Here is a 19,878-nt window from a genome sequence, read left to right on the forward strand (position 1 = left end):
CGCCGTCATGCGGGGGCAACTGCTGTTTGTGCTTTCGACGATGCAGCGTCGGGGGTCGGTCGACGCTCGCATAGAATCGCGCGCATGGGGAAACGACGCGGCCGCCGCAGCTACGACCAGCCCGGGGGGTTTTGGCGTCAAGAGTTCGGCGGGATGCCGCTGTGGGGCATCGTGGGCGCTTTTGCGCTGCTCGTCGCGCTCGGCGTCGGCACAGTGCTCGCGATGCCTGCACAGAGCAACGCAGACCCGAACCAGCAGCCGCGTCCGGTCCCGACCTTCAGCTTCTCGAACGGGCAGCCCGACCGAGCGCAGGTCGTCTTCATCGGCGACTCGTACACAGGCGGGTCCGGCGAGGACTCCGGCCCTGACGCACGGTGGACGACGCTGCTCGACAATGATCTGAACCTCGCAGCGACAGTGCTCGCGCGCGGAGGGTCCGGGTATGTAAATGAGGGGCCGGTCGGGCCTCCACTGCCTACGCTCGCCGATGAGATTCCCTCCACCGCGGACCTCATCGTGATTATGGGCAGCCGCAACGATGACGACGCCGACGACGTGCAGGACGCCGCGAACGCCATGTACGACGCTGTGCGCGTGAAGGCGCCGAACGCGCGAGTATTGATCATCGGACCGCCGTGGACCTCGAGCGACGTCCCCGACAGCATCATCGACATCAATGCGGCCCTGTCGGAGGCTGCTGCCGCACACGGATTCGACTTCGTCGATCCGACCGAGACCGGGCTCCTCGCCGACCGCGACGATTTGATCGGCGCTGACGGCGTCCACCCGAATGATGCCGGTCACGTCGCCATAGCCGACTTCGTGAGGCCATTGGTGCAGGAACGCATCCCATCTGAGGACTGAAAACATGGCAGCTTTCCGCGCACACGAAGCACACGACTCGGCAACTCACCGACAAGGTAAGACCGCGCCGTTCCTCGCAACCTACGTGGGTCTTGCACTCTGCGTCGCCGTCCCGCTCGTGGTGGTCGAGGCGACAGAGAGCGCGGCGCCCATCCAGTCCTGGCCCTGGGCGATCGTCTCCATGGTCATCTCCGGAGCCCGCTTCACCTGGATCATCGGGTCCGCCACGCGCCGTCTGTACGAGTTGATGACGTGGCTGTTCTTCTACATCTTCCTTGGGCTGGCGCCGTTGGTGCAGTTGCGACTCGCCACCGACCCGGGTACCACACCCAACCTTCTTCACCAATATGACGGGACCGCCTGGGCGATCGTGCTCGCGAGCGAGGTTTGCCTGATCGCCGGCAGCTCCTTCGGGAAGCGGAATGCCAGTCGCGAGATTCACGAGCCCCGCCGTCGCTTGAGCGGATCGCGCGCGACCTCCGTCTCCATGCTGCTGCTATTGCTGTCCGCCGCCTACATCGGCCTTATCGGGGCAAGCAACTTGTTGGTCAACCGCGAGGCCCGGAACCTCGCCACGGAGTCCGCCGTGTCAGATGAGGCGCTACGCACGCTCCTGATCGCATTCGTGACGGTCGGCCTTCTGGTGGCGGTGGTCAGCCAATACGAGTTGTTCCGACGTCGACGCGCGGCCGGCGTGAAAGCGCCCATCATGCTCGCTTCCGGCTCCACGGCGATTCTCATCCTGCTGGTGAATCCCTTCGCTTCCGCGCGGTTCATCCTCGCCGTTGCGATCCTCGGGCTGCTCGCTGCCGGCGGGTTCTTCCGTTCCATGGGGCGATACCGCATCGCCGCCGTCGCCTCGGTCGTCGGGCTCGTCACGGTCTTCCCGATCCTCGACTCCTTCCGCCGCGAATCGAGCGTCCTTGAACAGTCGAACCCGCTTGAGGATCTGCTGTCCGGTGATTTCGACGGTTTCGGGCAAATTGTGAACACTGCGTGGAGCGTCGACACGTTCGGTCTCACCTGGGGCTTGCAGCTGCTCGGGGTCGCCCTATTCTTCGTACCTCGCGCATTGTGGCCTACGAAGCCTGTCGACACGGGCATCCTTCTCGCCGAGCAGAAGGGTTACGTCTTCCAGAATCTCTCGGCTCCCCTGCCCGCCGAAGCGTTCATCAACTTCGGTTGGCCGGGCGTCATCATCGCCATGCTCGCGATCGGCATCGTCCTGCGTCGTGCCGATGAGAGGAACGAAGCACAGATGCGTGTCTGGGGCGCGCCCACTGTCCTCGGAAGCGTCATCCCCTTCTACCTCATCTTCCTCTGGCGCGGCTCCTTATTGCAGGCTGTCGCAAATCTCGCGGTCATCATGCTCGTCTGGTGGCTCTGCACCGAATCGACGTCCCGCCGAAGCCCTTCTGCGGCATCTCGGCGTAGCGGAGCACGCCCTGCACCCCTCTTGCGATAGGGGCGGACACCCCTGCGTGCGACAGGTTAGGCACCAGAGGCATACAGCTGCAGTGCCCGGATGATGTCTCCGGCTTGACGGAGCCCCATAAGGTATGACCCGGTCTCGGTGGGGTGCACCGAGTCTGAGTACAGCACAGTGTCGCGCGTGCCGTCTCCTACTGTGGCGCCGACCTTCCCAGTCCCGGTGTACAGGAGAGTTCGGAGCTTCCAGCGGATGGATGACCCGGGGGTCTCCCCTGAGCCCGAGACGGTGCCTGTTCCGTTGGCGGCCTCCCACACGGAACCGCGATAGGTAACCAGTGACCCCGTGCTGTAGGTGGTGGCAGACGACCATGCGGGGATCGCCGGCCCCGCGGTTCCCACCATGTCGATGAAGGCAATCACATTGGGAGCCGATGCTGCAGCGGCCTTCACCGCGTTGACGTTGTTCCGCCGGTTGGCGCTGATCGTATCTGTGGCGTTGGAAGGCTGCGGGCCAAAGACGATGATCGGCACGCCCGGGCACGCTGCAGCGTAAGCGGCGTAGGTCGCTTCGGCAGCAGCTTGGACGTTTGCAGCGTAGGGGTCGTCGTTGACGGAACCTTCCATGACGATGAGGTCAAGGTCGGGTGTCTTCGCCACGAGCGCAACCCGATCCGCGGAACCGAATCGGGTTGCCGCAGTGGGCGTCGCGTACCCCGTCCCGCCGATAGAAGCGTTGTAGGCTCGCGCGCCGAGCGACCGTGCCATCACGTAGGCGGCGGTCTTCTGGGTTGGGCAGAAGGTGGTGTCGCTTCCCGCTAGGAACGAGTCGCCGACGAAGGCGATATTTGGTGCTTTCGGTAGCGGAGCCACGTACGCGCCGATGGGCACGCGAACGTCGAGCCAGCTGTCATTGTTCTGCGCCCAGAACTCGATGCGTCGCACCTTCGCGGTCGGGAATGTGAGCTTCGTGTAGAGCGTCGCCGCCGACAGCCCGGCCGGCGTTTCAGGCGAGACGGTCATCGGATGACCATCAACCCACAGCCAGAGAACGTTGTCAGGAGCGTTGTTATACCAACGAATCTCGAACGTCGCGCTCCCCACGATGAAGCCAACCGCGTGCCCGGGCCCTGAAACTCGCAGTTGCCCGAAGGTGGAGTTCCATTCCCCTGGGTGTCCCAGCTTTGTGATGCGCGCGTCCTGCGCCGAAACGATCTCGAAAGCGCCCGACATTCCCGTCGCCGCTGCGTGGACGATCGCCGGTGCGTCTGCCGTGACCGGCGGGAACGGCTCACGAACGGTTCCGAAAGCCGCGGCAAGGGAGCCAGCTTTCATCTTGCTGAATGCGGCGTAGCGGCCATCGCCATAGGACGCCACTGATATCGGGATGACGCCGGCAGGTGAGGCCGCGTCCTCTTCCAGTGCCTCGACGAAGGCGTCGCTTAGTACAGCCCGGGATGCCGAGTCGGGCTTCGCGAGCTCAACGGCCATCGCCGCGTCCGTCGCGGTGCCGGCGGACTCGATGATCTCCGCCGCGTCCAGCACGCGCTGCACCTCCGCGCCGGACATCGTCGACCACGGCAGGCCCGCGAACGAGTCGCTACCGTTGCCGGTCTTCACCCGCCCGACGGTCGAGTCGAATCCGAGCTCACCGAGCGCGAGGACCGCGCCGGATGCCTCCCACTCGGCACTGGTGCCCGAGCGAAGGATGATCTGCCGAACCTCGGCCATGCTGCTCTCCTTCCCCGCGTTACTCGTTGTGTGCGCCGTTGACGCGCGTGCTGTAGGTGCCCTCGGGCATCACGTAAGTCGTCGGCTGCTTCGCGGAGCCGAGCAGGAACCGCTCCACGATCGGCCACCGCTTCCCGAGCTCACGGACCACCCAGTAGTAGAGGGCGGTGACGAGACCGATCGAGATCGCCGTAAGGATCACGGACACCGTGTAACCGGGCGCCGACGTCGCGAGGATGCCGTCGATGGTCGCGATGATGCCGGCGACGGCGGGAATGGTGCCGATCAGCCATGCGAGAAGCCAGCCGATCGCGGCCGGCACAGCGGTGCGGATGGTGGCGAGGATGAGTTCCTGGCGCGTGGGGGTGTTCATGATGACCTCCTCAGGTCGAAGGTGTGGGGACGCAGAGCGCGGCCTGTTGTGTGGTGGGTAGGCCCGTGTCCGGGTCGATGACTTGGACGTCGAAGGCATAGGCGGAGTAGCCGTCGGGGCAGGCCGGTCCTGGTGCGCCGGCGGGTCCGGTTTCGCCTGCTGGCCCTTGCGGTCCTGCCGGACCCGGTTCGCCTTGTGGTCCGGACAGGCCCGCAGGTCCGGTGCTTCCGGGCGCCCCGCTGTCGCCGTCGGTGCCTGCCGGGCCAGGAGGACCAGCAGGTCCGGGCTCTCCCGGTGCGCCGGGCTCACCGGGCATGCCGGGCTCACCGGCGGTCCCGCGTTCGCCTCGAGCCCCCTGCAGCCCAGACGGCCCGCTGGGGCCGGTCACGACATCGTCCGGCGACGAGCCATCTGGCGGGGCGCCGAGCGCGAGCAGCTGGTCGTACAACCGCTGCGCGTTCTCCTGCGACGCGTGTAGGTCGTCGAGGAGCCCGTCAATCTGCTGCGCCTGCGCGGCGTTGCGGTCATTCGCCGCGCCGACGCGCTGCGCGAGGTTGCTGAGCGTGAACGTCGCCAGGGCGGCGATCGCGACAAGGAGCGCGACGACGAGGCCGACGAAGATTGTCCGTGAACGATGTGCGCGAGTCATCTCAGCCTCCGAAGATCGGTCGGAACACGAGCGCGATAACGCCGAGCGCAGTGCCGAGGAATGACAGGAGGATTGCGATCGCGGTGTTGTACTTCCGTGCTTCCATGCGGTCCTCGACGATCTGCAGTCGGCCCGCGACGGCCTTCCGCTCGGCAGCTTCTTTCTCGTCCGCGGCGATGCGTTCGGCCTTCTCCGCGTCGACCGCGGCGACCCTCTCGGCGCGCTCACGCTCGAGCGCGCCGGTGAGGTCGCGGATGCGTTCGTCGACGCGGGCCTGGTCGGAGCGGGTCGCCATGTTGAGCTTGATCTCGGCGACGTCGTCGGCGGTGCCCTTGGTGCGTTCATCGAGGCGGGCGAGCTTGATCTCGATCGATTCCGACTCGGCCACGCGTCAGCTCGTCGCCGCGGCCTGCCGGGCGAGCCGTAGGCGGATCTCTTCCGGCGACCACGTGACCGTGTCGTACGCGGACTGCTTCAGAACCGGCAGCGTCGCGGGATCGAACACTGGGTTGAGCTCGTCGCCGGCGAACGTGTAGACGGTGCCGGACGGGTCGCCGTAGACGAGCACGAACGGGAGCCGGTCGTGGCGCCGGAGGTTCGACTCCGCGATCATCCGCTTGTGCGTCTCGGGGTGAACCTCTTGCACCTCGAGGCCCTTCGACATGGCGACTTCGACCTCTTCGGGCGAGCCGAACTGCACGACCAAGGAGCCGATGACGAGCGACTGACCGATGCTCGACGTGATGATCTTCATCTCTTCCTCTTCCTCCACGACCTCGACGGCCTGCGGGACGAACGGGCGACTGTTGCCGCCAGCGGGTTGCGCGAGGACCGCGCGGATGGTTTCGGCGGGGTCACGGAACGCGCCGAGCGTGCGGTGACCTCGCACCTTGCTGTGCGCCGAATCGGGGTGGGTGCTGATGACGAGGTGCAGGTGGATGCCGCCCCATGCGCTGCCGGGGTAATCGATGTGACTCAAGGGCAGGGTGCGCGGCCCGCCGGCGAGACGGCCGACCCGGTCACCAGCCCCGATCCACTGCCCGACCGCCGGGAGACGGTCCTTCGACAGGTGGCAGTACGAATGGAACAGGCCGTGTCCGACGTCGAGGACGACAACGGACCCGAGCGTCTGCGACATCCGGATGACCCGGACGACGGCGCCACCCAGCAGCGCCGGCACGTCGATCGCTTGTCGGCTCGTGCCGATGTCGATACCGATATGCCGGAACTCGACGATCGAGTACGCGGCGCCCCAAGCGGCGAACAGCAGCGTCCACATGCGGACGGCGTAGAACTCAGCTCGGGTGAGCATGATCCGCCTCCTACTGTTCCGCGACGAACGACAGGTCGAGGGTGGTGCGGAACGACGAGACCGGGGTGTCGCCGACGAGGATGCGGCCGTCGGGGTAGATGTCGACCTGGCGGGCCTGCCCGTTCGCCCAGACGACTTTCTGCTGCACCTTCCCGGGACGGAACCCGACGGGCAGGGTCGTGAGGAGCGTCCCGACCCCGGGCTCGCCGTCGCGGATCAGGCCGGTGACGTGCACCACCCGGCTCACGCGTCGGACCCGGGCGAGCTCGTACGCTTCGCCCCAGTTCTTCCAGTTGGAAGCGAGGGTCAGGTCGATCCACCCGGTGTCCTCGATGATGAGGAGCCCCTGCGGGCGGTCGGGGGTGCGGAGGAAGATCCGGCTCGTGTCCGTTTCAACCAGCAGCCACCCGACCTTCGTCGACGAGGCGACGAGCTGCTCACGCTCGGCGGAGGGGAGCTTCAGCACGCCGCCGATCTGCTCGACACGGTCAGCGATCGCCTGGAAGTCAGCGACAGGGCCGCCGTCGTTCGTGGCGTCGTCGTTCATGGTGAGCGACCCGTTCGCGCTCTTGGTGTTTCCCATCCGCTACCTCCGGTAGGTGATCCTGAGAGCTCCGGACTGGCCGTCCTCGGCAAGTGATTTCGCTTCTTCTCGGCCGACGCCCTGAGCGTTCAGAGCGACACCGAAGGTTCCCGCTTTCGCGGCGTTGAACCAGTCCTGCGCCCACGGTGGGGTGAACCAGCCGGCACCGCGGCCGGGGTCCCACGGTGCGCTGCCGTTCACCGCCGGGAGGCCGGCGCCCTTCGACGGGGAGGTGTGCGTGCCCCAACGGAGGGTGTTGTCGTACCGGCGGACCGCCCACGTCAGGAAGATCTCGAGCGACACGAACTCCGCGTCGGCGGGAATGAGGTCCGCGATGCGCGGGTAGAACCACACCCCGTAGTTGCTGGGCGAGTTCCACGGGCGCGCCTGCCACCACCCGTTGGCGCCGGTCTTCGCGATCGACCCGGCCTCGGAGGCACGGATCTCGACCGTCTGCTCCCTGGCCTGACCTCCACCAGGCGCGGGCGGTGGTTCGACCGGGTCGGGTGAGGTGGAGAGCTTGATGCAGGACGGGCTGGTCGACCAGTTGATCGCGACGGTGTCGCCCGATGTCGGCGGTTCTCCGGGCGGCCCGTACGGCATCACGAAGTCGCCGAAATCGGTGCCGACGGTGACGAAGTCGCCGCTGGTTGTCTTCACCACTCCCATGCCGGGCTTCGGGGTGGACGGGCCGACCATGAACATCGCACCGTCGATAGACCACACGTGCACGGGCTCGTTGATCTCGGGCACCAGAGCGGACACGAACGGCATCGTCAGCCGTTCACCGCCCATGTCGACGAGAGCGTGAATGCTGTCGTTCCCGACATACCGCCCGACGTACGGGGTGACCCGCGACTTGCCCGCGACGAGCGCGCGGATCGCCTGAATGTCATCCATCCGGCACCTCCACCGTCATCACGGTGTGCGCCCCGCGGTGCCGGAGGGTCTGCACCCGCACCGGGGCCGTGCCGTACGCCCGGCGGTCCTCGAACACGAGGACGTCACCGATCTCTCGCAGCGGGTTGAAAGGCTCGGTGACCTCGCGGGTCACAGACCGGATGCGAGACACCCGAGGAAGCAGGCTCGCGGCGTACTCGTCCACCTTCGTCTGCGTATCCAGCACCCCGAGGGTGTCGGGGTAGGTGTACGTCGCGCCGCCGTAGGGCGACTGGGAGCCGTTGCTGTTCCGCACGCGGAGGAACCCCTCGGTGATCTCCCGCACGCCGTACAGCGGCCGCCCTTCCGCCGAGCGGCCCTTCACGACCACCCGGTTGTAGGTGAACTGCGACGTCATCGACGTGGGCGCGGACACGACGTTCCGGATGGTGTCGACCGGCTCCGGCCACGCCTTCGGGCGGGCCGTGAGCGCCCCCGTAGCGTCGGGGTGCGCCCACGCGTCGATGCGGTCGTACAGCGCCTTCAGCGCGTCTTCCTTCGGCCCCTCGTAGGCGATTGCCCCGATAGCAGCATCCGGAAGGTTCCGCACCACCGGCATCCCCGTCAGGTCCTGGATCTCATCCCAGACCGACGCGGTGCGCGGCGCGGCCGGCATCCCGAAGTCGTCCCGTTGGACCTTCGCGAGCCGGTCCTTCAACGTGACGGTGAACGCCTCGCCGGGGTGGATCAGGCGCCCTTCCCACAGCATCCGCGACTCCGTCGCGTCCGGCACCTCGGTGATGACGAACCGCCCGGTGGGGATGCGCTCGGCGAACACTCCGGCGCCGATGATGCAGTCGACCTGCATCTCAGCACCGAACGGGGAGAACCAGTCGCCGATCTCGCGCGGCACGAGGGTGTGCGCGTGGTCGTCGGTCCAGACGACGCGCGCCGACCCGGACCCAGTAACGAAGCGGGACGCGTCCCAGTCGAGCGCGGGTTCGCGCTGGATTGGGACGTTCGCGAGACGACGCGCATTGTCGTAGATGAGGTCGAACACCCACGACTTCCTCGTCCCGCCGTCCGCGATCGCCTGACTGATACGAGCGGATGTTTGTCGCACGACGCGCTCCCTTCTACCCGGCTGCGCCGCTGTACTCCCACGCCGAGGCCCACTCGCTATACCGCGGCAGCACGTCCGCGATGCCGCTGTACGTGCCACCGAGCGCGGCTGCGAGATCCGAGTACCGCAGCGACGGTGCGATGATCCCCGGGGTGGGCTGTCGGGTTTCGATCAGGGTGGCTCGGAATCGGGACGAGCCGCCTCCGCCCGCGCCGCGGCTACGCCCAACGGTGCGGTCCAACTCCTGAAGTGACGACACCCGCCCGTAGAACACCCGAGGCATCAAGCCCGGGTTGGGCGAGCGCACTAGCCAGACGGGGACCTGGGGCTGCTCCTTCGTCCCCAACGTCGCCCACACCCGCGCCGCTGTTTGCCGATCAGGCACCTGGAAGTCGACCGCGAGCGCCTCGATCCCGGTCAGTGGCCCCCCTCCGACGAAGACCGGGAGGTCATCCGCTTCGACGAACACGTCCGCCCCAGGAGCCGTCCTGCTGATTTCTGGCCAGGACCCTGCCATGTTCTTCGCCAAAGCGCTCAGGCTCGGATTGAGCGGGTTCTGAATCAGAACGTGCTTGTCGGGCCCTGACCACGGGAGAAAGACGGTTCCCAAAGGCACATTCCCAACGGGGTAGCCCTGCGAGGTGAACTCACATTCGTAGGAGCTCGTCGCATCCGGGGGCGCAGCGAAGTCCATCGCCGACGCGGCGCCGGCGTACGGGCGATCCACGACTCCTTGGACCTTTCGCCTCCGATCCCCGTCGACGCGCCACAGGGTGAACGCATCGGCCGTCTCCGGAACTGTGACGTTGAGTTGGGCTGCCGCACCCCCAGTAATCGGCTCACCGATCACCGAGGGCGTTCCGCCGCTCAACACGGGCCCCGTCTCCCCGGGCGATCCGCCTTGGAGTGCTGGGGCGTCCTGCAGCCGGACCTCCACCCGGGGTACGGGGACAAAGTCGGCGTGCGCGATGAGCGAAACGATCACCTTGACGACTCCCCACTCGACAGCCGGCGCCCGGACTCGGCACGGGAGCCAACGATCTGTTCCTGGATGACAGCGCGGATCGGCTGCCCGTCGACCAGGAGGGTCAACACGGCTCCTGCCAGCGACACGGAGACGTGCCGAGGGGCACTGTCTCCCGGGCTCTGCATCTCGAGCCCCGGCATCCGACGAACTGTCTCCGCAAGGAGCGCCAGCGAGCGTGCTGACCCGTCGAGCGGGATGTATGCCTCGGGGACGTCCGTTCGGTCGCCAACGACGCGCCAGGAGCTTGCCGGGACCATCTGCGCGAGCGGCTCCATCGGACGCAGGCCGCGGAGACCACCGGCGGCCATGAACTCGACGATCGCGCCGTTGGCGAACTGGCCGCCGCCGGGTCGATCGCGCGCGCCCACGGTTGCGACGTTGACGCCCAGGGTGGCGCCGGCAGCGATGCTCGAGCGGAGCGCGCGAATAGCCTCCTCGGCGGGCGATGTGTCCGCGTAGATCGTCGTCGCGCCGTCGGGGATGGTGTTGACCCGGTCGACGAGCGCCTGCACCTTCGACTGCTCGTCGGGAGCGTTCGAGAGGATCTCGGTGACCTCCGACTCCGGGATGCCGGCGTACGCGGCGATGAGCTTCCACGCCTGCACCTCGGTGAGTCCCATCTGCTGCAGCTGCTCAGCGATCGCGCCGGCACCATCGCGCCACCGGCCGCTGAGAGCGTCTTGCTCCTCACCGGTTGCCGCGGCCGCAGTCTGCTGCGCGATCAGCGCGTCAACCGCAGAACGGATCTGCGCGTCGAGCTCACCCGTGGCCCGGGTGCTGCCGTCCTGCGCCTCGGTCAGTCCGTCGAGGAGCGACCGCCCTTCGGTGGCGGACTCCCCGACCATGTCGATCGCCTCAGCGAGCCGAAGCTGCGCGTCGTTGAGGTAGCCAATCCTGACCGCGGGCTCGGCGAATTCGTTGAGCCGGTCCCGCGCGTCCGCGATCTTGTCGGACATGGCGTCGGTGGTCTTGTCGACGTCGCCCATTCCTTCGATGACCGCGTCGAGCCCTTCGAGGTCGGCATCGCCAGGCAGCCATTCGACGAAGTCGCGGAGCCCCTGCAGCGTCTCTCGCAGCGGTCCCGTGACGAAGTCACCGAACCCGTCGGATGCTGTCTCGGCGAAGTCGAGAGCGCCGTTGGCCATATCGAGGAAGAACTGCAGCACGGGACCACGGTTCTGCGACACGAAGTCGGCGAAGTCCTGCAGCGGGTCCGAGAACGCCGCAGCGAGAGCACCCTTGATGCCGTCGGCGGCGACCTCGATGTTGCGCTGAGCCTGCTCCATCTTGGTCGCGTCGTTGTCGGCGAGGGTGTCGAACATGCGCTGCGCGGCGCCCTCGACCTGGCCGAGCGACGCGACGGCGTTGGAGGGGTCCATCGCGTAGAGCGCGTCGCCAAGGTCCTCGGCCTGGGTGCCGAAGAGGGCGACGGCGGCGGCGTTGCGCAGGACGGGGTCCTCGGTCTCGCGCAGCTTGCGGAGGACCTCGTCGAGCCCGTCGCGCGCGCCCTGGCCACCGGCCGCGATCTTGGCGGTCATCTCCTCGGCGTCGAGTCCGAGCGAGCGGAAACCTTCGGCCGAGAGCTCGGAGGCGTCGGTCGCGCGGATCTGGAATTCCTTGAGCGCGTCGGCGGCGAGGTCGCTGTTGCGGGCTCCGGCGGCGAGCCCCTGGTTGATGAGCCCGAGCGCTTCAGGTCCGGTGAGGCCGAGGCGACGGAACAGGGTTGGGTACTCGGTGAGGGTGTCGAGCAGGTCCTCGTTGGCGTTGAGGCCGTTGCGGGCACCGGTGGCGAGCAGGTCGAACGCTTCCTGCGCCGACCCGGCGAGGCCGTTGCGCAGCAGCTGCGTGACGGTGGTCGCGACGGGCCGGACGTCTTCGCTGAGGACGTCGGCGATGCCGGAGAGCCCTTCGACGACCTTCTGCGCGTCGCGGTTGGAGGCGTCGGGGTCGATGATGCGGAACTGCAGCGCGAGCCGTGCGGTGTCCATGTTCGCTTCGATCGACTCGCCGAAGACATTGGTGTACGCCTCGCCGGCAGCCCGGCCGATGCGCATCGCCTGCTCGGGGCTGATGCCCGTGAGCGCCTCGAGGCGGTCGAAGCTGACCTCCTGCTGCAGTCCGTCCTGCACGCCGGCGGCGATGGCCTTGCCGATCGCGACGCCGCCGAGGACGATGCCGCCGGCGATCGGAATCGCGGTGAGCGCGGCGATGAGGGAACCCTCGATGTCACCGCCGACGACCTGCCCGACCTTCTCCCCCGCGCCGCGGGTGGCGGTGTCGAGGCCCTGCGACAGGGACCGGCCGGACTCGGTACCGGCGTCTTCGGCCTCGCGCTTGAAGAGGGCCAGGAACCTCTTGAGGCCGCTCTCGGCGCGCTCTGTCTCGGCCTCGACCGTGATCGACTCGCGGAGCTTGCCGAGCCGCTCGGCCTGCTGCTCGAGGCGGGCGACCGCGGCCTCGGCGCGCTTGGTCTCGGCTGTGACCTCGAACCCGGCTTCGCCGCGGATCTGCAGGTCCTCGACCTTGTCGCGTGCGCGCTGCAGGCTCTTCTCTGTGCGGGTGATGTCGGCCTCGACCTGAAGCACCGCGCGCTCGGAGACGAGCTTCTTAGCCTCGGCCTCGACACGGTCCATGCCCGCGACGGCGTCGCTGGTGTCGGCGCCGACCTTCTTGACGACCGGCTTCTTCTCGATCCGCTCAGCGGAGTCCTTGACCTCCTTCTCGCCCTTCTGCACCCCGACCGTGTTGGCGGTGTAGAGCACCTCGAGCTCGGCGGCGCGCAGAGCGGGCATGGATCACCTCCGGGTGAGTGCGCTCCTCAGCCGCGTCGGCGAGTCGAGGAGCGAGAAGATCGCGGACCGGACGGGTAGCCACGACCCGGCGAGCACTGCCGGCGAGTACAGGTCGATACCCTCCTCCTTGCGGAGGTCAGCGACCACGAGACGCCAGTGGCGAATGAGGGCGACCCACGAGCCGTCGACCTCGACTTCGGGCGCCCGGGTCATGGCGGGCGCCTGCATCTCCGGGGGCAGCCGGTAGTCGGCGTAGATCGGGATGCCAGCCTCGTCGTGGTCGATGGGTTCGCCTACGCCGTACTGCGCCCACTCTTTCGAGGTGAGCGCGTCCGCGCTTTTGGGGCCGGCGCGTCACCGCCGTCCAGGGCATCCGCGCGCGGCGCCCAGAGCGCGATGGCGATGGCGTCGGCGTAGATCTTGCCGCGCGCCCAGTAGAAGATGGCGTAATACTCCATCCGGTCGATGGTCTCGACGTCGATGTCGTCGGCGGCCATCTTGGCGGCTGCCTTGCCGAGGCCGGGGCGTTCGATCGGGCCGATGCTGTCGATGACCTCGCGAGTGTCCTCGTCGAGCTCGCCCTTGACGATGCGGAGATTGATCTCCGCTCGAGCGGCGAGCGCGATGATCTTCCGGGCCCGGCTCACGCTGGGGGGCGCGACCTTGTAGGTGCGCTCCCCCAGCGTGAGTCTCAGATCCGGCGCGGCCCACTCGGCGAAGTCGACCGCGGTGGCCACGGTCAGGCCGTCCGGGTGAAGGGCCGGGCGGTGGATGTGCCGTTGACGGTCTTGACCGTGATGGGCGCGGGGCCGTCCGCGCCGGCGGGCACGAGGGCGACGATGGTCGTGGCGTTGACGACCGTGTAGTCGACGGCGTTCGCGCCGCCGAACTTCACGCCGTCGGCGCCGGTGACGAGGACGGCGCCGAGGCCGTCCTTGAATCCGGTGCCGCGGAGGGTGACGAGCTCGGCGGCGGGTCCGCTGATCGGGTCCACGTGGGAGACGAGGGGGGCGTCGCCGTCCCAGCCGCCCCACGGGTTCTCAATCTCGGTGGCCGAGCCGACGCCGGTGAAGGTCCAGTTCCACGTCTCGGTCTGGCCGTCGGCGCCGGTCTGGCCGCGCTGGCGGGCGACGGTGACGTAGCCCTGCCGCGCGTCCCGGAGGTTCGGGGCGCCCTTGGCCGGCTTGTGGTACTCGCGGATCTCGATCTCCGCGTCCTCGTCGAGGGCGCTGGGGCGGATGCGATCGAGGAGCGCCTCGATCTCCGGCAGGTACTCGCCGGTCGTCCGGGACCGGTTGACGTGGGTGGACACCGACGCGCCGAACGACCAGGCGTCGACGCTGTTGTTCTGAGCGCCGAGGTCGTCGTAGGTGCGGGAGTCGCTGGTGGTGGGCGTCTCGTTCGGCTGGTAGCCGAACATGCGCCGCAGCGGCTGCCAGATCTTCTCTTCGCCGCGAGGGGCGAGGTTGACGTCGATGCCGTACTCGTAGGACTTGCCCCGGACGAAGCCCTCGGGCAGGGGAACGCGCTTGTTCATGGTGGTTATGCCTCCGGATTGTCGAAGATGATCAGGTAGTTGTCGGTGCGCTCTTCGCGCTTGGATACGTCGACGCCCGCAGGCGAGAACGACAGGCGGATGACCTCGCTGATGACCCCCTCCCGCATGAGCTGCGAGAGGCGATCGAACGCGGCATCCGCGATCTGGTCGGCGCCGAGCAGCGCGCCGGGCGCACCGCGGGATCGCAGCTGAGCGCGACGCGTCTTGGTGCCGGTCTCCGGGTCGTCGGAGCCGTCGTAGATGCGGACTCCTACGCCGCGGTCCGGGGACGCGGCGAGGCGGCCCTGACGGACGCCGACGACGTCGGACGTGTAGACGGCGGATCCTCCGGCGTCGTACAGCCACCCGTCGATGGAGCCCAGCTGCTCGCATAGCCAGTTAGTGAGGGCCGCGTCATCCACCGCCGAGGTCCTTCCGGTTCCGGGCGGCGAGAATCGGGCCGATATCGACCTCGTCGGCGGCTGCTTCGAGGAACTTCGCTTGGCCGTCGTCGTGCTCGTAGTCGAGGTCCTCGTGATTGAGGCGGGCCTTGAGCGACTGATACCCGATCTGCATTGTCAGGTCATCGACCGCGACGAACCCCTCCTTCTTCAGGTCGCCGGCGTCCTCGGGGGACTTCGCGCGCGACACCTTCAGCACCGCGCGGCCGGCGTCACGCAGGCCCGCTTGGATCGACTTCTCGAGCTTGGTGACGATCGGATTGAACTTCGCCACGGGGCCCCCTCACTTCAGGTAGAGCACGAGGTGCGACGGCAGCGGCGGCGGGTTCTCTTCCCGCGCCACCTGGAGGACGCTCGCCGTCCGCTCGAAGCCACGGCTGGGCCACAGCGTGACGAGCGATCCGGGCGGAACGATCGTCTCGAGCGGGACAGTGACGCGCGAGGAAGACACGACCTCGTCGCCGTCCGCGCTGCGGATCAGCTCGGTCTTGTCGATGACCTCAGCGTCGACCTGCACCTCGTCCGCGAACACCTCGCCGGCGCCGCCCGACCCGAGGTACGCCTTGATGCGCACCTTGTCGGGGAAGAAGAACGCAGCAGGCCAGGTCACGAATACCGCCCCTCAGGCCACACGCGCGCCATGGGCGACTCAACGGGGAAGCTCCCCCGTGGTAGCCCAGGCGCGGACGTGAGGCCGCACAGCGAACGCAGAGAGGCGCGCGAGTCGGAATCGAACGCAGCGTCGATCGCCTCGAAGGACATCGACGTGCCGTTGCGGCTCAGGGACCGTGTACGCCGGGAGCCGGCGGCGGGGAGCTCCGCGATCACGCCCTTGAGGATCGCGATCGCATCCTTCCCCGCCTCCGTCTCCGTGTCGAGCGAGTCGAGGCAGGGGGCGATGATGCGAGCCCGCACCAGCACCCGACGGCCGAGGTCCTCGTCCGTGGTGATATCCGAATGCTTAATCGGCATCATCGCCCCTTCGGTCAGGACGCCGGCGGCGTCTGTTGCTGCTTCGCGGCGTCGTCGGCTGCCTTCTTCGCGGCCGCGGCTGCGGCGGCAGCCTCGTCGGTCACCGCGTCCTCGACCTTCACGGTCTCGACGAGACCCAGGCCCCTGAGTCGCTTGACCTCGTCCGCGGTGACCGAGTCGGGGAGGAAGCGGCCCTGGCGCAGGTAGGTCTCCCCGCCCTGCGCCCCGGGCACCTTCGCGACGATCATGACCGCGGTGACACGGTGGCGGGTCTTGGCTGCCATGATCAGAGCTCCGTTCCGGTGATGGTGACGCCCGCGGTGGCGTCGAGGACGATCGGCACGGTGACGCGCCGCGACCGCAGCAGGTAGCTGTCGGTCTTGTCCTCGCGGATCGACTTCGTCTCGACGCCCGGGAGCGCCTTCGTGTAGCCGGGGCCGCCGAGGTCCTCGTCCGCCATGCCGCCGAGCTCGTCGCTGTTGATGAGCAGCGGCGCGGAGGTGGGCGTGTGCGGCGAGCGGAGCCAGATCAGGTCCAGCACCGTCGGCCACGTGCCCGTGATGAGCGGGTTCGCGGCTTCGCGAGGCAGGAGGCCAGCCTGGAGGAAGGCCGCCATCACCTTCGCGTAGGCGGTCGGCGTCAGGACGATGGTGTCGAGGCTGTGACCCTCGCCCGACTCCTCCGCCTTGGCCTTCGCGAGTTCGACCGAGAGGACGATGTTCACGACGTCGGTCCACGGACCGGGCGACGCGATCGTGGCGGTGATCTTCGACGCGATGACGCCGAGCGCCGCCGAGTCGACGAACTTCACCATGCGGTTCACGAGCTGCAGCAGCGCGCGATTGACGACGTCGATGCCGCGGCGCTTGATCGACTCGTCGGTGACCGGCACGTCGCGGCCCCACTTGTCGACTCGCGCAGCCGCGAGGTCGCCGGCCGTGACCTGCGAGCGCGGGTATTCGCCGCCGGGCGCGATCGACTCGGGGTCGTCGGGCGCGAACAGCGGGTCACCGTTCTCGTACAGCACCGCGCCGCCGATGCTGCGGAAGCGGCCCTTCAGCAGCGCGTCGGAGATGAAGCGCTGAGCCGCGAGCGTGCGGATGCGCCGGCCGATGGCCGACTGCGAACCGAGCAGCTGGTGGATCTGCTCGGGGGTGAGGTCCGCGGTGTCATCGATCGCCGGGACCGGGTACGTCAGGGAGCTTCCCATCAGTTCGTTCTCCTTCTCAGTCCAGTGCGACCTGGACCAGCTGGTCCGCCGCGGTGGTGGTGGTGATGGCGAGGCCGTTGCCGGTCTCGCCCGCTGCGACGGCCTGCACCTTGCCGTCGGCGGCGGCCTTGATGCGGGTGCCCGCGGTGATCGCGGCGGAGGCCACGAGGTTCTGCACGCCGCCGCGAAGCACGAGGACGTCCTCGCCGTCCTTCGCATCCCGCGCGGCGGCGCCGAACACCTTCACGCTCGACACTGCGGCCGGCGACACCTCGCGAGGGCCGCTGATCTCGACCAGGCGGCCGCCGATGACGTCGGCGCCGGCGACGCAGGTGATCTTCGCGCCGGGCTCGAACAGGTGGATGTGGTCAGCCATCTCAGGCCTCCTGCTTCTCGTCGGAGCCCCACGCGGAGGCGTAGAGCGCGTCGTCAGCGCTCGTGAGCGAGTCGGCCTTACCGATCTCCGTCACGGGCACCGCGTTCTTCGGGAACGAGGCCAGCAGCTTCGTGATGCCGTCCTCGTCCTTATCGAGCTGGGCACGCCAGTCGTCCTTCGCGGACGCAGCGATGCGGCCCTCGCGGAGCGCCGACGCGATCACGCCGTCACGGCGCGCACCGTCGATCGCATCCATCGCACGGCGGCCGGCGGCCGAGTTGCTCTGCAGCTCCTCGTACGCGGCCTTGTCCACGACGATCGCGCCGTCGGGAAGCGTCTCGACGGACGCGACCGCGAGGGCCGGGGTGGGGTTGGTGTCGGTCTGCTCTTCGAGCGCCTCGTCGAGCGCTGCAAGCAGCGACTCGTCGGTCAGGTCGGCGTCGGTCACACCGAGCCGCTGCGCGAAGCCAGCCTTCAGGTCGTCGTATCCCACGACGTTCTCCTTTCGGATGGTGGACCCCGGCTCGGTCGAGACGGGGGGCATGGAGGGCGCGGCCGCAGCGCGCGCCGTGATCCGAACGACGCGCGCGGCAGCGCTGTCGTCGGTCTCGTCGTCGTCGGGGATGACGATGACCTGTTCGGACTCGCCGACGGTCTCGGTTTCACCGGCGTCGGGAATGACGGCGACACGGTCAGCGAGACCGAGGTTCACCGCCTCCGTGGCGTTCATCCAGGTCTCATCGGCGAGGAGCTGGGTCCAGTTCTTGACCCCGGCCTTGTCCTCGTAGATCTCGATGATGGAGGACTCGATACCATCGAGCCGCTCGGCGTCCTTCCGCAGCTCGGCAGCGCTCCCGAGGGTGAACGTCCACGGCGAATGGATCATCATCTGGGTTCCAGGCGACATCACCGTGTCGTCGCATCCCGCCGCGATGACGGATGCAGCGGACGCGGCGAGCCCGTCGACGACCGCAGTGACCTTCGCCTTGTGCGCCCGGAGCATGTTGAGGATCGAGACACCTTCGAACACCTCGCCGCCCGGCGAATTGATGCGCAGGATGATCTGGTCCACAGAGTCCGGCATCGCGTCGAGCACCTGGCCGATGTCCTTCGTAGAGATGCCCCAGAATGCGCCCCACGAGTCGATGGGCCCGTACATGCGGATGGTCGCCACGGTGCCGTCTCCCGACGGTGCCGGCGTCGTGACGGCGTTGAAGAACTCTGCCTTGGTCGTGGGGACAGGCTTCTGCCCCCAGAAGCGGTTCGTCTGCTTCGCTTCCTTGGTCATGCGGCCTCCTTGGCTGCTGGTGGGACGGTGACTTCCCGGCGGGTCGAGAGATCCGGGATCGGCAGGCCAAAGCGGTCGCGAGCGAAGTCCTCGAGCTTGTCGTCAGGGCGAACGACACCCGAGCGCACCAGCTGCTCGAGCGCGGCGGCGGTGACGGGTTGCCGCTCGCCGATCTGGGCGGGCACGAGCCGGGGCGCGGGTTCGGTCACGCCCCAGTTCTTATCGACGAGATCCTCAATGACGTGCTGCTGGGTGACATCGGCGATGTGCTGGGCGACGGCATTCAGCGAGTCGGTGAAGAAGTTCGCGAACGTCGACCCGAGAGCCCACGATCCGGTCTCGGTTCCGAGGTTCAGGAAGTGCGCGAGTACTGCGCGCGCGATCTGCTCGTCGTAGTACCGGATCGGCGCATCGGTATCGGGCAGGTCGCCCTCGACGCCAAGGAACTTCAGCAGCGCACCGTGCGGCAGCGAGGCGCCGGAACCTTCGCCTGCCCGCGCGTTCTTCGCGATGTCGAGGCCGCGGTCAATTTCCTCCTTGAGCCAGGCCATGACCTGCTCGTAGGTCGCGCCGTCGGGCGGCGGTGCGCTGGTGTAGGTCGGCAGGCCGAGCCCGTTCCGTTCCGCCGTGAGCGCCTGGATGCGGAGCACCCGGTCCTTCAGGAGCCACATCTTGTAGGCGGACCGCAGCAGCGACTCGCCGATCCAGTTGGCGCCCTCGCGCTCGTTGACGTAGGCGACCAGCCGGTCGACGCCGATCATCCGATCGACGTCGTACTGGAAGATGCCCTCGAGGCCGCCATCGCGAGCCACCTTGATCTCGCGGATGGTGCGAGGCGGTCGCCAGGCGAGCTTCGCCAGCCGCGTGCGACCCGTGGACTGGTCGTAGACCTGCTCGAAGAACGAGTGGCCGTAGATGAGCTCCAGCAGCGCGAGGCGAAGATGCTCCTTCCACGAGAAGCGGCCCTTCGTCCGCAGCGGCGCAACAGGCGGCTGCCCCTTGATTGGCAGGCCGAGATCCTCGGCGACGAGCCGGGTGACTTCGTCACGGCATCCCGTGCCGTCGATCGCCCACTCCGTGCGCATGATCGGGAGCATCACCGCCCGCGTGACCGACTTCACCTGCGGGTCCTCGCGGCGCATGCGATCGAAGACGTTCAGCGACTGCGGCCATTGGAGGTCGCGATTCGTCTCGTGGGTCTCCGCGGTCAGGCCCGCCCACGATCGGACGGCACCGCCGGACTGGTATCCAATCTCGGTCACGGGACCTCCTG

Annotated in this window: 23 protein-coding genes; 2 read left to right on the plus strand and 21 right to left on the minus strand. The window is 68.0% G+C overall.

What is annotated here, in order from left to right:
- The first annotated feature begins 84 nt into the window (after positions 1–84).
- Positions 85–864: an SGNH/GDSL hydrolase family protein gene (locus tag VC184_RS09235; protein ID WP_323985869.1), complete on the plus strand. Its 780-nt coding sequence runs from the start codon at positions 85–87 to the stop codon at positions 862–864.
- A 4-nt stretch (positions 865–868) separates the two neighbouring features.
- Complete coding sequence (locus VC184_RS09240) at positions 869–2,329, plus strand: O-antigen polysaccharide polymerase Wzy (protein WP_323985871.1); 1,461 nt, start codon at positions 869–871, stop codon at positions 2,327–2,329.
- Between the two features lie 26 nt (positions 2,330–2,355).
- On the opposite strand, the gene VC184_RS09245 is transcribed toward VC184_RS09240, so the two are convergent.
- From VC184_RS09245 to VC184_RS09345, 21 genes are all read right to left on the minus strand, one after another.
- Positions 2,356–4,023 carry a GDSL-type esterase/lipase family protein gene (locus VC184_RS09245; protein ID WP_323985872.1) on the minus strand — a complete coding sequence of 556 codons (1,668 nt, stop codon included), beginning with the start codon at positions 4,021–4,023 and terminating at the stop codon, positions 2,356–2,358.
- Positions 4,024–4,042: 19 nt separating this feature from the next.
- The gene (locus VC184_RS09250; RefSeq protein WP_323985873.1) at positions 4,043–4,396 is read right to left on the minus strand and encodes a hypothetical protein; all 354 of its coding nucleotides are present in this window, start codon (positions 4,394–4,396) and stop codon (positions 4,043–4,045) included.
- 10 nt (positions 4,397–4,406) lie between these two features.
- Entirely contained in the window at positions 4,407–5,045 is a 639-nt protein-coding gene (locus tag VC184_RS09255; protein ID WP_323985875.1) for a collagen-like domain-containing protein, read from the minus strand.
- Between the two features lies 1 nt (position 5,046).
- Positions 5,047–5,433, minus strand: coding sequence for a hypothetical protein (locus VC184_RS09260; RefSeq protein WP_323985877.1), 387 nt, complete (start codon positions 5,431–5,433; stop codon positions 5,047–5,049).
- 3 nt (positions 5,434–5,436) lie between these two features.
- Positions 5,437–6,357 carry a M23 family metallopeptidase gene (locus tag VC184_RS09265; protein WP_323985878.1) on the minus strand — a complete coding sequence of 307 codons (921 nt, stop codon included), beginning with the start codon at positions 6,355–6,357 and terminating at the stop codon, positions 5,437–5,439.
- A 10-nt stretch (positions 6,358–6,367) separates the two neighbouring features.
- The gene (locus VC184_RS09270) at positions 6,368–6,940 is read right to left on the minus strand and encodes a hypothetical protein (protein WP_323985879.1); all 573 of its coding nucleotides are present in this window, start codon (positions 6,938–6,940) and stop codon (positions 6,368–6,370) included.
- 3 nt (positions 6,941–6,943) lie between these two features.
- Positions 6,944–7,840, minus strand: coding sequence for a hypothetical protein (locus tag VC184_RS09275; RefSeq protein ID WP_323985880.1), 897 nt, complete (start codon positions 7,838–7,840; stop codon positions 6,944–6,946).
- Positions 7,833–8,942 (minus strand): hypothetical protein, encoded by a 1,110-nt coding sequence (locus VC184_RS09280; RefSeq protein WP_323985881.1) that lies wholly within the window; start codon positions 8,940–8,942, stop codon positions 7,833–7,835. Before VC184_RS09280 ends, VC184_RS09275 begins: the two co-directional genes overlap by 8 nt.
- Before the next feature lie 13 nt (positions 8,943–8,955).
- On the minus strand, positions 8,956–9,669 hold the full coding sequence (locus tag VC184_RS09285; RefSeq protein WP_323985883.1) for a hypothetical protein: 714 nt from the start codon (positions 9,667–9,669) through the stop codon (positions 8,956–8,958).
- A 254-nt stretch (positions 9,670–9,923) separates the two neighbouring features.
- Positions 9,924–12,761, minus strand: coding sequence for a phage tail tape measure protein (locus tag VC184_RS09290; RefSeq protein WP_323985884.1), 2,838 nt, complete (start codon positions 12,759–12,761; stop codon positions 9,924–9,926).
- Positions 12,762–12,764: 3 nt separating this feature from the next.
- On the minus strand, positions 12,765–12,974 hold the full coding sequence (locus tag VC184_RS09295) for a hypothetical protein (protein WP_323985885.1): 210 nt from the start codon (positions 12,972–12,974) through the stop codon (positions 12,765–12,767).
- Positions 12,975–13,054: 80 nt separating this feature from the next.
- Positions 13,055–13,498, minus strand: a complete 444-nt coding sequence (locus tag VC184_RS09300; protein WP_323985887.1) for a DUF7426 family protein — start codon at positions 13,496–13,498, stop codon at positions 13,055–13,057.
- A 2-nt stretch (positions 13,499–13,500) separates the two neighbouring features.
- Positions 13,501–14,298: an IPT/TIG domain-containing protein gene (locus VC184_RS09305; protein WP_323985888.1), complete on the minus strand. Its 798-nt coding sequence runs from the start codon at positions 14,296–14,298 to the stop codon at positions 13,501–13,503.
- Positions 14,299–14,303: 5 nt separating this feature from the next.
- Positions 14,304–14,720, minus strand: coding sequence for a phage tail terminator protein (locus tag VC184_RS09310; protein WP_323985889.1), 417 nt, complete (start codon positions 14,718–14,720; stop codon positions 14,304–14,306).
- On the minus strand, positions 14,713–15,033 hold the full coding sequence (locus VC184_RS09315) for a hypothetical protein (RefSeq protein WP_323985890.1): 321 nt from the start codon (positions 15,031–15,033) through the stop codon (positions 14,713–14,715). Before VC184_RS09315 ends, VC184_RS09310 begins: the two co-directional genes overlap by 8 nt.
- Before the next feature lie 9 nt (positions 15,034–15,042).
- On the minus strand, positions 15,043–15,369 hold the full coding sequence (locus tag VC184_RS09320) for a hypothetical protein (protein WP_323985892.1): 327 nt from the start codon (positions 15,367–15,369) through the stop codon (positions 15,043–15,045).
- A gap of 376 nt (positions 15,370–15,745) precedes the next feature.
- The gene (locus VC184_RS09325; protein ID WP_323985894.1) at positions 15,746–16,015 is read right to left on the minus strand and encodes a hypothetical protein; all 270 of its coding nucleotides are present in this window, start codon (positions 16,013–16,015) and stop codon (positions 15,746–15,748) included.
- 2 nt (positions 16,016–16,017) lie between these two features.
- Positions 16,018–16,941 carry a phage major capsid protein gene (locus VC184_RS09330; protein WP_323985895.1) on the minus strand — a complete coding sequence of 308 codons (924 nt, stop codon included), beginning with the start codon at positions 16,939–16,941 and terminating at the stop codon, positions 16,018–16,020.
- A 16-nt stretch (positions 16,942–16,957) separates the two neighbouring features.
- Positions 16,958–17,317, minus strand: a complete 360-nt coding sequence (locus tag VC184_RS09335; RefSeq protein ID WP_323985896.1) for a DUF2190 family protein — start codon at positions 17,315–17,317, stop codon at positions 16,958–16,960.
- Position 17,318: 1 nt separating this feature from the next.
- Positions 17,319–18,605: a head maturation protease, ClpP-related gene (locus tag VC184_RS09340; RefSeq protein ID WP_323985898.1), complete on the minus strand. Its 1,287-nt coding sequence runs from the start codon at positions 18,603–18,605 to the stop codon at positions 17,319–17,321.
- On the minus strand, positions 18,602–19,867 hold the full coding sequence (locus VC184_RS09345; RefSeq protein WP_323985900.1) for a phage portal protein family protein: 1,266 nt from the start codon (positions 19,865–19,867) through the stop codon (positions 18,602–18,604). Before VC184_RS09345 ends, VC184_RS09340 begins: the two co-directional genes overlap by 4 nt.
- Positions 19,868–19,878 lie beyond the last annotated feature (11 nt).

Origin of the sequence: Microbacterium plantarum, assembly GCF_035231185.1 — a bacterium.
Taxonomy (GTDB): Bacteria; Actinomycetota; Actinomycetes; order Actinomycetales; family Microbacteriaceae; genus Microbacterium; species Microbacterium plantarum.

Excerpts from the sequence above, each read along its gene's own strand:
- VC184_RS09330 (WP_323985895.1), bottom strand. The coding sequence starts at position 16,941 with ATGGGAAGCTCCCTGACGTACCCGGTCCCGGCGATCGATGACACCGCG.
- VC184_RS09275 (WP_323985880.1), bottom strand. The coding sequence starts at position 7,840 with ATGGATGACATTCAGGCGATCCGCGCGCTCGTCGCGGGCAAGTCGCGG.
- VC184_RS09295 (WP_323985885.1), bottom strand. The coding sequence starts at position 12,974 with ATGACCCGGGCGCCCGAAGTCGAGGTCGACGGCTCGTGGGTCGCCCTC.
- VC184_RS09340 (WP_323985898.1), bottom strand. The coding sequence starts at position 18,605 with ATGACCAAGGAAGCGAAGCAGACGAACCGCTTCTGGGGGCAGAAGCCT.
- VC184_RS09290 (WP_323985884.1), bottom strand. The coding sequence starts at position 12,761 with ATGCCCGCTCTGCGCGCCGCCGAGCTCGAGGTGCTCTACACCGCCAAC.
- VC184_RS09250 (WP_323985873.1), bottom strand. The coding sequence starts at position 4,396 with ATGAACACCCCCACGCGCCAGGAACTCATCCTCGCCACCATCCGCACC.
- VC184_RS09240 (WP_323985871.1), top strand. The coding sequence starts at position 869 with ATGGCAGCTTTCCGCGCACACGAAGCACACGACTCGGCAACTCACCGA.
- VC184_RS09255 (WP_323985875.1), bottom strand. The coding sequence starts at position 5,045 with ATGACTCGCGCACATCGTTCACGGACAATCTTCGTCGGCCTCGTCGTC.
- VC184_RS09325 (WP_323985894.1), bottom strand. The coding sequence starts at position 16,015 with ATGGCAGCCAAGACCCGCCACCGTGTCACCGCGGTCATGATCGTCGCG.
- VC184_RS09235 (WP_323985869.1), top strand. The coding sequence starts at position 85 with ATGGGGAAACGACGCGGCCGCCGCAGCTACGACCAGCCCGGGGGGTTT.
- VC184_RS09245 (WP_323985872.1), bottom strand. The coding sequence starts at position 4,023 with ATGGCCGAGGTTCGGCAGATCATCCTTCGCTCGGGCACCAGTGCCGAG.
- VC184_RS09335 (WP_323985896.1), bottom strand. The coding sequence starts at position 17,317 with ATGGCTGACCACATCCACCTGTTCGAGCCCGGCGCGAAGATCACCTGC.
- VC184_RS09270 (WP_323985879.1), bottom strand. The coding sequence starts at position 6,940 with ATGGGAAACACCAAGAGCGCGAACGGGTCGCTCACCATGAACGACGAC.
- VC184_RS09305 (WP_323985888.1), bottom strand. The coding sequence starts at position 14,298 with ATGAACAAGCGCGTTCCCCTGCCCGAGGGCTTCGTCCGGGGCAAGTCC.
- VC184_RS09265 (WP_323985878.1), bottom strand. The coding sequence starts at position 6,357 with ATGCTCACCCGAGCTGAGTTCTACGCCGTCCGCATGTGGACGCTGCTG.